The following is an 11,541-nucleotide window of genomic DNA, read 5'->3' on the forward strand; positions in this document are numbered from 1 at the left end:
CCTGACCATCGCCAACGGCGTCGCGCACGAGGCGGCGCACGATGCGCTGTCCGACGTGCGCGCCACCGTGGCGTTGGCGCGCAAGCTGCGCCAGGCCCAGCCCAAGCTATGGGACTTCTGCGTCAAGTTGCGCAGCAAGCAGGCGGTGTGGGACGAGATCGGCATCGGCAAGCCCTTCCTGCACATCTCCGGCATGTACGGCCCCGAGCGCGGCTGCATTGCCGTTGTCTGGCCACTGGCGCCGCATCCGACCAACAAGAACGAGCTGATCGTCTGGGACTGCTCGGTGGACCCGGGCGAGCTGCTGACGCTGAACGCCGAAGCCATCCGCGCGCGCATGTTCATCAAGCAGGAGCTGCTGCCCGAGGGCGTCACGCGGCTGCCCATCAAGACCATCCATGTCAACAAGAGCCCCATAGTCATCGGCAACCTGAAAACGCTGCAGCCCGCGATGGCCGAGCGCTGGGGCCACGACATCGAGGCCCAGCTCGCCCATGTGAAGCTGCTGGCGGAGAAGGGCCGGCTGCTGGACGGCCTGTGGGCCGACGTCTTCCAGCGCGAGCCCTTCGCGCCGGCCGACGTGGACGAAGACCTCTACGGCGGCTTCATCGGCAACGACGACCGCCGGGCGTTGAACAAGGTGCGCACGATGGCGCCCGCGCAGCTCGCCGAGCGCGCGGCGCAAGGCAAGCTGGCCTTCCAGGACGGGCGGCTGGATGAGCTTGTCTTCCGCTGGCGTGCGCGCAATTTCCCGTCCAGCCTGTCGGCAGAAGAGGCGGAGCGCTGGCAGGGCCACCTGGCTGCGCGGCTGCATGAGGGCGAAGGCGGCGCGCAGACGCTGGCGGCCTTCATGGAGCGTATCGATGTTCTCGGTGAAACAGCCGACGAGCGAGGTGAGCAGATCCTGTCGGCCTTGTACGACTACGCGGAGCAGATCGCCCCCTGAGGCGGCGTCTCCTCAGTCTTGTTGAAGCGGTGAGGGCCGCCTCGGAGGCACCATGCGTGGACTTCCCGTGAGGAGAGTTCCCCATGACGGTTGCATCCACTTCCGAGCAGCAGACGGCCACGGCCGCATCCATCTCGGATGCCAGCCAGGGCCGCCCGCCGATGGACAAGATCGTCGTGGCCATCCACGGCATTGGCAGCCAGCTGCGCAGCGACACGATACGTTCGGTGGCGCGGCGCTTCGGCGACAGGGCTTCGCCGCCACTGCCGGTCATGCCGCTGGGTTACTTCAACCTTGGCTCGGCGGCTGCGGTTCGCATCAGCCGCCTGGACGCCAAGCCTGCAGACGCCCTGTCGCGCATCGGCTTCGCCGAGATCTACTGGGCCGACATTCCGGGGCAGGTCGTCAAGGCCAATGACACGCTGGAGGAGACCAAGGCCTGGGGACACACGGTGGTCAGCCGCGCCGAGTCGCAGTACCGCAGGGAGGTGCCCAACGGCAATCTGAAGGCCGAGGACTTCCAGCTCGGTACCGGCATCGTCGACGAAATCGTCGAGACCGTGGGCGTGCTGGAGAGCCTGCTGGCCGTGCTCGCCCGCATGGGCATCTTCAAGTTCGAGCTGGCGCCGCTGCTGCGCGACTACGTCGGCGATGTCCAGCTCGTCACCGACTTTCCCTACTACCGCGACAAGATCCTGCACCGCTTCCACAGCGCGCTCGCGCAGGTGGTGGCGACATTCCAGGAGGCCTGCCCGGGGGGCCATCCGGAGATCTACATCGTGGCGCACAGCGAGGGCACGGTCATCAGCTTCCTCGGCCTGCTCGAAGCGCTGTCGGGCCGCCCCATCGTCGACCCGGACAACCGATCCAGTGCGCCGGTTGACGACGGCTGGATCCGTTATGTGCGCGGCTATATGACGATAGGCTCGCCGATCGACAAGCACATCGTGCTGTGGCCGGCGCTCTGGCAGGGCCTCAAGCTGAAATCCAGCTGCTCCGGCCAGCAGGTGCTCTTTGGCGACAGCGAGGCGCCGCGGCTGACGCTGGCGCAGCAGATCAAGTGGCGCAACTACTACGACTTCGGGGACCCCATCGGGTTCAAGCTCGATTCCGCCATGGGCTTCCTGAAGGACAGCGGCTGCGAGGCCTTCGAGTTCGGCAGCAAGCATGACCATGGCTTCAGCCGCTACTGGTTGCCCGGCAAGGCGCACAACGACTACTGGAACGACTCCGAGGTGTTCGGCCATTTCATCGACGACGTGGTGCTGCCGGACCCGACAGTCCAGCCGAAAGTCCCGGCCAGCAACGGGCTCGTCGACCGGGTGAGCCTGGCCATCCCCTATGTGGCGAGCCTGCTCTTGCACGTGGCCGCGGTCTTCCTGCTCTACAAGGGCGTGACGCCGACGGGTGCGACCTTCGATCGGCTGCCGCTGCAGATCCTGTTGATGAGCGGCCTGATGATGGGCATCACCGCCGCCGCCCGGCTGCCGCGGCTGGTGCATACCGGTGGCCTGCGCTGGCATCTCGCGGCCACGCTCGTCTTCCTGATTGGCGCCTGGCCGTTTTACCTGTGGCTGCCGGACGGGCCGGCTGACTTCCTCGGCAGTCCGTTCACGAGCAGCGCCGCCCCCGCCCACGTGGCGGAACTCGTTGGCCGGCTCGCTCCGATCGCCGCTGCCGCGCTGATTGCCCTCAGCGGCTGGTTGCTGCCGCGCAAGCCCAACTGGGGGCGACGCTGCCTGGTCGGCGTCGGCGCCCTCGTCATCGCCTTCATCGTGCTGTCGCGGCTGCTGGGCGCCGACGGCCCGACGGCGTCACCGCCCCCCGCCGCCTGGCCCGTCCTGCTCGCCGGCGCGGCCTTCCTCTATCTGTGGTGGCTGGCCATCCTGATCTTCGACCTCAGCTTCATCTGGCATCGCTACATCCGCCGCTCGGTGGCGGTCGACACCATGCGGCAGTGGAAGCGCGGCCACGACGCGCGGCCAAATGCGCAGATGGGCCTGGGCGCGCCGGCCGCGCCCACTTCGCCGGCAGCCACGCCGCCGGCCAAGACGGCCGGCTAGTTGCGCTTCAGATACTTGTCGCGCAGCGCCGTCTGCCGGTCGCTGAGCTCCACCTCGCGGCCCTGGATGAACACCCGCTCGATGCGCGTGCTGGGCTCGAGGGGGTCACCATCGGCCACGAAGAGGTTGGCCAGCTTGCCGACCTCGATGGAGCCCAGCTTGTCGGCGATGCCGAGGATCTGCGCCGGGTAGAGCGTGACGGCTTTCAGGGCTTCGTCGTCGCTGAGCCCGAAGGCGCGGGCATGCGCGGCCTCGAAGGGCAGGTTGCGGGCATTCGTCGAGTCGCGGCCGCCGTCGGCGATGCAGTAGCGCACGCCGGCCGCGGCGAGCTGGGCGGGCAGGGCGAAAAGGGCATCCGGCGGGTCGTCGCGGCGCATCGGCAGGCGCAGCAGGCCGTCGATGATGACGGGTACTTGGCGTTCGCGCAGCGTGTCGGCCAGGCGCCAGGCATCGGCGCCGCCGCTGATGATGAGCTTGAGGCCATGGCGGGCCGCGAAGTCCAGCGCAAAGCGAATCTGCGCAAGGTCATCGGCATGCATGACGACGGGCCGGGCCGGCGCCGCACCGGCTGTAGCGGGCAGCACGGGGCGCATCGCTTCCCAGCGCGTGTCGATGGGCGTGCTCGGGTCGGCAGCGCGCGCCAGCGCATAGGCCCGGGCCGATTCGAAGGCGTCGTCGAGCAGCTTGAGCCTGGCCTCGGTCGAGCGGCGCATCTCGGCCAGGCGGGCTTCGGGCTGGTTGGGGAAGAGGGCGCTGTTCAGGCGCAGCCGCGGCACGGCGATGTGCAGGCCGACCTCGGGCAGCAGGGCCATGTCCTGCCAGTTCCAGCCCTCCAGCTGCAGCAGCGCCGACGTACCGGCGATGAGGCCGGTGCGGCCGGCCTCGGGCACGGACAGCGCGGCCAGCACGCCGCCGCCGCGCGTGATGGGCAGCAGCTCGCTGTCGGCATTGAAGGCGACCAGGGCGCGGGCATTCGGGTTCAGCGGCCCGGTCTCGACGCTGTCCATCGAGGCGTTGACCGAGCGGATCTCCGCCAGGCCCAGGCTGGTGTTGGCCGCCACCATGCCGGGGTAGAGATGCCGGCCGCCCAGATCGACGGTCTTGGCGCCAGCGGGCGCGGCCAGCTCGGTGCCACCGATCGCGCGGATCTTGCCGGCCTCGATGAGCAGGCTGCCGTTGGCGATGACCGGGCCGCTGACCGGGTGGATGACGGCATTGCGCAGCAGCAGCGGTTCGCGCTGTGGCGGGGGTGGCGTGTTGGGCGTGGCTTGGGCGGTGAAGGCGGCAGCCAGCAGGGCCGTGATGAGTGCGAGCTTCATGTCAGTACGCGTCCACGGTGCATTCATGCCAGGCGTCACCGCCGAAATAGCTTTGGCGATCACGGTTGGCCTCATGCAGCCAGCGTTGCAATTCGAGCTGGTCCAGCGCTGCGGCCAGCGGTGTGGCCGGCCGCCCCTCGGGCGGCGCGGCGGCTTTGGCGCGCTCGGGTATCGCTAGCGCCACGAGGCGGGCGCGCTCGGCGCTATCACGCTCGCGCAGCTGCGTGTCCTCGCCGCGGTCGAAGTAGCGCCGCCCGTCGATCCAGGTCTGCTCGGCGCGTGCCGCGCTCGACAGCGGGCTTGCGCTCCAGATGACGAAGTCGGCGTCCTTGCCCACTTCCAGCGAGCCGACGCGCCTGTCGATGCGCAACTGCTTGGCCGAGTTGATGGTCACGAACTTCAGCGCCTCGGCCTCGCTCATCCCCCAGGCCTTGCCGCCATAGCGCAGCGCCTTGGCCGCCTCGGTGTTGAGGCGGCGCGCCAGCTCGTCGCTGTCGGAGTTGAAGCTGGTCAGCACACCCGCCTTCTGCGTCATCGCGCCGCTGTAGGGAATGGYGTCCTGCACCTCGACCTTGTAGCCCCACCAGTCCGAGAAGCCGGAGGCGCCGGCGCCCAGCGCCGCGATCTCGGGCGCGACCTTGTAGGCCTCCAGCACATGYTGGAAGGTGGYGACCTCCAGGCCGAAGTCCTTGGCCAGGGCCACGAACATCAGGATCTCGTCGGCGCGGTAGCTGTGGATGTGGATGACGCGCTTGCGTTCCAGCAACTCGACCAGCGTGTCCATCTGCAGGTCGCGGCGCGTGTTCGGGTCGGCCTTGCGCCGCTCGCGGTAGGCCTGCGCAGCCAGGAAGGCGTCGCGCATGACCTGCTCGACACCCATGCGCGTCGTCGGATAGCGCGGGTCGCCGTCGTTGGGGGGAAAGTTGGCGCGCTTGACGTTCTCGCCGAGCGCGAACTTGATGCCGGGGCGTGCGCCTTCGAACTTCAGGCCTTCCGCATCCAGCCCCCAGCGCAGCTTGATGACCTGATTCTGGCCGCCGATGGCATTGGCCGAGCCGTGCAGCAAGTTGGCGCTGGTCACGCCGCCGGCAAGCTGACGGTAGAGGCTGATGTCGGTGGCGTCGACCACATCGCCAACGCGCACCTCAGCCGTCACCGAATGCGCGAACTCGTTGGTGCCGCGGTTGATGGCGGTGTGCGAGTGGGCATCGATGAGGCCGGGCGTCAGGTGCTTGCCTGCAGCGTCGATGACGACGGCGCCAGCAGGCGCTGCCAGACCCTTGCCGATGGCAGCGATGCGGCCGTCGCGCGCCAGCAGATCGGTGGCTTCGAGATTGCCGGCAGCGGCACTGGTCCAGACCGTCGCGTTGCGCACCAGCACGACGGCCGGGCGCTCGGGTGGCGCCGTGCGGCCGAAGACGCCCGCCGGGAACGTGGCAGGCGACAGGGGCGGTGGGGCGACAACCTGGGCCACAGGCGGCTGGTAGGGCACGATGCGCGTGGCCGTCCAGGGCTGGCTGCGGCCATCGGCCAGCGTCATCGCGCCGGCCATTGACGGGCCACGGCCCTCCAGGCGCAGGCTTTCCTTCGCGCCGACCTCGCAGGGCCAGCGCAACAGCAGTTCGCGGCCGCGTTGCTGCAGCTCGCAGGTCTTGCCATCGACCTGCAGCGTGGGTTTGGCCCGCGTGCCGGCGATCTGCCAGGTTTGCTCGGCTCCACCAGCGGCCTTCACCGTCCAGCGGCCGCGTGCATCGAAGCGCTCCCAGGCTTCGGTCGGCAGCGGCTGGCCGTCGACGAAGGCGATCTCGACCTCGGCCTGCTCGTTGATGAAAAGATCACCGCTGGCGACGATGACGTGGGCCAGCTGGCCCGGTGCTAGGCGCCCCAGCCGCGGTTGGCTCAGCAGCTTGGCCGGCGTGGTCGTCAGTGCTGCCAGGGCGGCTTCGGGCGTGAGACCGTGCTGCACGGCCTGGCGCAGCCGTGGCCAGAATTCCTTCCTGACGTCCTTCAGCCCTTGCGTCGAGATCGCGAACTCGACGCCCGCCGCCTGCAGGGCGGCAGCGTTGCCGGGCGCACGCTCCCAGTGCTGCAACTGGTGCAGGGGCACGTCCAGCGCGCTCTCGGGCTGCTCGACTTCGGGTGCCGCGGGAAAGGCCAGCGGCAGCAAGAGGGGCAGGCCCAGGGCCTTGAGCTGGGCCGCCTTGCGGTATTCATGGCCGGTGCCTTGGGCGATCAGCTTGAGCCCGAACTCGTCGCGCAGCCTGGCGACGCGCAGCAGGTCTTCTTCGTCCAGCACCTCATGGACGATGGGCTGCTTGCCGCTCAGGGCCGGGGCGAGGGCGCCRAGGCTGGCGTTGAATTCGCGCCGCTCGCCGGCGGGCGCCGGCCCGGCAGCCCAGCGGGCGTTCAGCAGCGTCTGGCGTTCCAGCGCGATGCTGCCCATCAGCGAGGTCGGGTAGCTCAAGTTGCCCGGGCGGGCGCCGCTCTCGAAGTCGAAGGTTGTGTACTCATGGGCCAGGTGCTGGGCCACCTCGGCCGCCAGCACGAGGCTGCGTGCATCCGTGCCGTCGCGCAGGCTGATCAGCGCGCTCTGGCCGCGGAAGACGGCGCCCACGGGCGGCAGGGACAGGGCCGTCGTGAAGCCCTGTTCGCGCGCAGCTCGCACGTCCTCGGGCTTGATCTCCAGCGCCGTGGCCTGGTGGAATTCGCTGCGCACCCAGCGCTGGCCGGGTGTCAGCCCCTTGGCCTTGGACGTCTCCATGCGACTCTGGCCGACGCTGCTGGCAGCGTCGATGAAGCCGGCATAGACGGTGCGGCCCTGCAGCGCCCAGACCCGGGCGCCTGCCGGCGGCTTCACGTTGGCACCAACGGCGACGATGACGCCGTCCTTCATGACCAGGGTGCCGTTCTCGACGATCTGGCCCGGCGCCAGCACCAGCCGCGCGCCCGTCAAGGCGTGCCAGCGTGGCGTTGCATCGCGCAGACCCTGAGGGATTTCACTGGGCTGCTGGGCCTGGGTCAGGCCGGTCAGCAGGGCGAGCAGGGAGACCGGAAGCAAGCGCATCGTCTCGTCTTGTGATGGCGCCGTGGTACGGCAAGGACGCGGACTCTAACGCCGTGATCTGCGTCATGGCCGAAAGCCTTCAGTCCTGCGATAGTCGAGCCTAAAGATCGACTCGGAGACTCCTATGAGCAGCGCTACTTCCGGCACGCCCGCTTCCGCCGAGGACCCCATCGCCGCCCGCCTGCGAGCCTTGCTGGTACGCGCGCCAACGGCCGTCGCCTTCGTTTCCGGCCAGCGCTTCGAAGTCGTCAGCGAGGAGTTCAACCACCTGTTCGGTTTCAACGACGACGGTGAACTGGCCGGACAGCCTACGCGCCTCGTCCACACCACCGACATGGCTCACACAGCGCTGCAGGAACGCGCCGCCGCCGCCTTCGCCGCGGGTCGACCGCTGGACGAGGAGATCGAATACGTCAAGCGCGACGGTCACCGGTTCTGGGGCCGCCTGCAGGCCACGCCGGTGCACTGGGAAGCGCCCGCTGGCGAGTCGCTGTGGATCGTCGAAGACGTCAGCGCCGCCCGCGCGCTGCGCCTGCAGCCCACCTGGACGGCCAAGCACGACGCCGTCACCGAGCTGGCCAACCGCCGGGAGTTCGAGCGCCGCCTGGGCGAGCATGTCGGCAGCCGGCGCAACGAGCCGGTGTCGGTGCTGTGGGTTGACGTGGACCGTTTCGGCGAGGTCATCAAGGACATGGGCGCCGAGGTGGGTGACCATTTCCTCTACGGCCTGGGGCAGATGCTGATCAGCAAGGTGCGGGCTTCCGACCTGGTCGCGCGCCTGGAGGAAGATCATTTCGCCATCCTGCTGCCCGACTGCGACCAGCATTACGCCCAGATCATCGCGGAGAAGGTGCGCTCGTCCATCGCCAGCTACCGCCTGCGCTGGGGCCTGCACCGCACCCGCGTGAAGGCGTCGCTGGGCGTTGTGCAGATCCAGCCGACGCTGGTAACGGTGGACGCCGTGCTCGGCGGTGCGGCGCTGGCCTGCACGGAGGCCAAGGCGGCCGGGGGCGACAGCGTGCGGGTCTTCGTTTCCACCGGCGGCTACGAGGAACTGGCGGGCTGATTTCACGTTTGCTGGCGCGGCGAACCCCGGAAATGCGGGGTTTTTCGCCAAATGTTCTAAAGTTCACCTACAACGCGGTCGATGTAGCGGCCAGCGCGCCTGAGAACTGAATCCCGATGAACGTCCCCTTGTCCACCGCCATGTCCGGCATCTCGTCAGCGAACGAGCGGCTGCGCGCGTCGGCGGCCAATATCGCCAATCTGGCGAGCAGCAACCAGGCTCGTCCGAGCGTGGAGCCGACGAACGTCGACAAGGTGCCCGAGCGCGAGATCAACCCGGCCAACGAGATCGTCGAACAGCAGTCCGCGGCCTACTCTTTCGTCGCCAACCTGAAGGTGCTGCAGACGCAGATCAACACCACTGGTGCACTGCTGGACATCAAGGCCTGAGCGGCCTTCTTCCTGCGACAGAAGCGGCCTCGGGCCGCTTTTTCTTTGGCCGGCCGGCTTTTTCACCCCGTTTACCGAGCGGCTCCGTACAAGCAAAGGTCCCATCCCTGCGAAGGATCCGCCATGAGTTCCCTGCTTCCGCTGCGCCGCCGCACCGCCTTGCTCCAGTTAGCCGCTTTGACGGGCCTGGCCGGGCTGCACGCCAGTTGTGCCGCCGTCGTGTCGCCGCCCCTGCTCGACATGCAGCTGATCGACCGCGACAGCGGCGCCTCGCTGGCCCAGTACGCCAGCCGTGGTCGCCGCTTCAGCCCGGGCATGCCCGGCTCGCGCTACGCCATCCGGCTCAGCAACCGCAGCGCCGAGCGGGTGCTGGTGGTGCTGTCGGTGGACGGCGTCAACGCCATCACCGGCGACACCGCGGGTTTCAACCAGTCGGGCTATGTGCTGAGCCCGGGCGAGAGCCATGACATCACGGGCTGGCGCAAGAGCGATGAGCACATCGCGGCCTTCGAGTTCACCTCGCTGGGCGATTCCTATGCGGCGCGCACCGGGCGGCCGGCCAATGTCGGCGTGATCGGCGCGGCGGTGTTCCGCGAGGTCTACGTGCCGCCGCCGGTCTACGACGCGCCGCTCGTGTCGCCTGCTGCGCCAGTGGCGCCCAGCCCATTGAGCCGACTCAACAGTGGGACAGCGGACGCTGCAGTCCAGGCAGCTCCAGCGCGCGAAGGCGCGGGGCGGGCTGAGGCGGAGCGCTCGGTGCGGGCCAAGCTGGGCACGGGGCATGGTGCGTCGGAGTGGTCGCCCATTGCGCACACCGGCTTCCAGCGGCGCACATCACAGCCCGAGCAGTTGCTGGAGATCCACTACGACAGCCAGGCCAATCTGATGGCGGCGGGCATCATGCCCCGACCCATGGCGCAGTTGCCGCGGTCCTTCCCCAACAGCAGCGGCGGCTATGTGCCCGACCCGCCGCCGCGCTGGTGAGGCCTCGCCCGATGCCGCAAACCCACCTCTGGCCGGCGTAGCATCCGCGCCGCATGCCTGCGAGTGAACCCGCTGATGAAGAGCTCATCGCCAGCTATCTGCGCGGCGACATGGGGGCGTTCGACCGGCTCTACCGCCGCCATGACCGCAAGACCTTTGCCTTCGTTCGCCAGATGCTGCACCCCACGGATCGCGCCACGGTGGAGGACCTGCACCAGGAAGGCTGGCTGGCCGTTGCAGCCAAGGCCGCCAGCTTCGCGCCCGCAAAAGCCAGGTTCTCGACCTGGCTCTACACCGTGCTGCGCAACCGCGTGCTGGACCATGTTCGGGCGCGTCCGCCGCAGGGAGACGAGGCCGACCCGGATCAACTGGCCTCGGCCGCCGCCGGGCCGGAGCAGCTGCTGGTGTCCAAGCGCCTGGTCGAGGCCGTTGAAGGCGCCTTGCTGCGCCTGTCCGTCGAGCAGCGGGAGGCATTCTTGCTCTTCACCGTGGTCGAGCTCAGCCTCGCCGAGATTGCCGACGTGACCCAGGCCCATCCCGAAACCGCCAAGACCCGGCTGCGCTATGCGCGCGAGGCCCTGCGGCACCGTTTGAGCGAGTGGCGCGATGGCTGAGTTCGATCCCACCACGCCCAACGACGCGGCCGAGGCTGCGTATCGCGAAGCCCTGCTCGGTGACGACGCGGGCCGCGAGCAGCGACGTGCACGGCTGATGGCGGCGTTGCCCCGGCCGGATGTGGCCGCTGCCGTGCCCGTCGCCGAGAACGCCCTGGCATGGCGCTGGCAACCCTATGCGCTGGGCCTGCTCATGATGGGGCTGCTGGTGGCGGCAGTACTGGTCTTGAAAGGACGAAACACCGAGCCGCGACCGGAAGCCGATCCGCGGCTGGCCGCGGCCGCGCCCGCATCGACGGCGGCCGTGGTGGTGGCCCAAGCCAGCCCGGCCGTCGAGCCCCAGCCCGCGCCTGCCGCTGAAGTGCCCCGCACAATGGCCAAGGCCAGCCTTGCCAAGCCGCGTGCCGAACGGTCTGCTCCTGCCATGATGGCGGATGCGACGCCGCCGCGGTTGCAAAGGCAGGCGGAGGTGAGTGCGGGCACGGCCCAACCGGAGCCACCTGTGATGCAGTCGCCACCGGCCGAGCCGGTGATGGCTGCCGCGCCACCACCCGCTGCACCGGCGGTAGCTGCCGCGCCGTTGCCGCCCCGAGCTGTGGCCGACGCGTCCAGCCAGGCCGAGATGCTGGCGCGGTCGGAAGCAGTTTCAAGCGGGGTCGCGGCCAGGTTTCGAGCGGCGCCGCAGATGGCCCAAAGCCTGGCCGCCTCCGACGTCGCCGAATCGGCGAAAGCCACCATGCCGGCCAATGCCTTCCTGTTGGCGGCTGCCGATCACGCTGACCTGGCGACGGCACGCTCGGCGCTGAAGGCCGGCGCTTCGGTCCACCTGCGTGACAACCAGGGCCGCACGGTTCTCATGCTGGCCGCGCGCACCGGGTCGCGCGAGATGGTGAACCTGTTGCTCGCTGCCGGCGCCCGCAAGGCAGACCGCGATCCCCAAGGCTGGACGGCCGCAGACCATGCCGACGCTCAAGGGCATGGCGATCTGATGCACGTCCTGCGCTAGGCGCCCCACAGGGCGCAAAAAAGCCCGCCGGGCTGGCGCGCGGCGGGCTGGCTTTTGAAGCCTTCAGCCTCAGGCCGCCACGGCCTTGGC

9 protein-coding genes are annotated in these 11,541 nt (G+C 69.2%); 7 read left to right on the top strand and 2 right to left on the bottom strand.

Translation table 11 applies throughout. The features are described from left to right. Positions 1-946, top strand: a 946-nt coding sequence (sbcB, locus tag ACXJKR_RS13280; RefSeq protein WP_457323233.1) for an exodeoxyribonuclease I, incomplete at its 5' end; no start/stop codon positions are given. Positions 947-1,029: 83 nt separating this feature from the next. Further along, positions 1,030-3,009, top strand: a complete 1,980-nt coding sequence (locus ACXJKR_RS13285; protein ID WP_457323234.1) for an MFS transporter — start codon at positions 1,030-1,032, stop codon at positions 3,007-3,009. Here the strand turns inward: ACXJKR_RS13285 and ACXJKR_RS13290 are convergent. Further along, positions 3,006-4,328, bottom strand: a complete 1,323-nt coding sequence (locus ACXJKR_RS13290) for an amidohydrolase family protein (protein WP_457323235.1) — start codon at positions 4,326-4,328, stop codon at positions 3,006-3,008. The two genes, ACXJKR_RS13285 and ACXJKR_RS13290, sit on opposite strands and share 4 nt — an antisense overlap. A 1-nt stretch (position 4,329) precedes the next feature. Continuing rightward, a complete protein-coding gene (locus tag ACXJKR_RS13295) occupies positions 4,330-7,392 on the bottom strand; it encodes an amidohydrolase family protein (RefSeq protein ID WP_457323236.1) in 3,063 nt (1,020 codons plus the stop codon). Between the two features lie 124 nt (positions 7,393-7,516). Between ACXJKR_RS13295 and ACXJKR_RS13300 the strand changes: the two genes are divergently transcribed. The 5 genes from ACXJKR_RS13300 to ACXJKR_RS13320 all read left to right on the top strand — a co-directional run bounded on the left by ACXJKR_RS13300 (position 7,517) and on the right by ACXJKR_RS13320 (position 11,451). Further along, entirely contained in the window at positions 7,517-8,458 is a 942-nt protein-coding gene (locus tag ACXJKR_RS13300; RefSeq protein WP_457323237.1) for a GGDEF domain-containing protein, read from the top strand. 116 nt (positions 8,459-8,574) lie between these two features. Next, on the top strand, positions 8,575-8,847 hold the full coding sequence (locus ACXJKR_RS13305) for a flagellar hook protein FlgE (RefSeq protein ID WP_157281445.1): 273 nt from the start codon (positions 8,575-8,577) through the stop codon (positions 8,845-8,847). 123 nt (positions 8,848-8,970) lie between these two features. Beyond that, positions 8,971-9,831 (top strand): hypothetical protein, encoded by an 861-nt coding sequence (locus ACXJKR_RS13310; protein WP_457323238.1) that lies wholly within the window; start codon positions 8,971-8,973, stop codon positions 9,829-9,831. Between the two features lie 53 nt (positions 9,832-9,884). Further along, entirely contained in the window at positions 9,885-10,445 is a 561-nt protein-coding gene (locus ACXJKR_RS13315) for a sigma-70 family RNA polymerase sigma factor (RefSeq protein ID WP_056196348.1), read from the top strand. Further along, entirely contained in the window at positions 10,438-11,451 is a 1,014-nt protein-coding gene (locus ACXJKR_RS13320; protein ID WP_457323239.1) for an ankyrin repeat domain-containing protein, read from the top strand. The genes ACXJKR_RS13315 and ACXJKR_RS13320 overlap by 8 nt, the downstream gene beginning before the upstream one ends. The last annotated feature ends 90 nt before the right edge of the window (positions 11,452-11,541 follow it).

It is taken from the genome of Roseateles sp. P5_E11 (assembly GCF_054049355.1).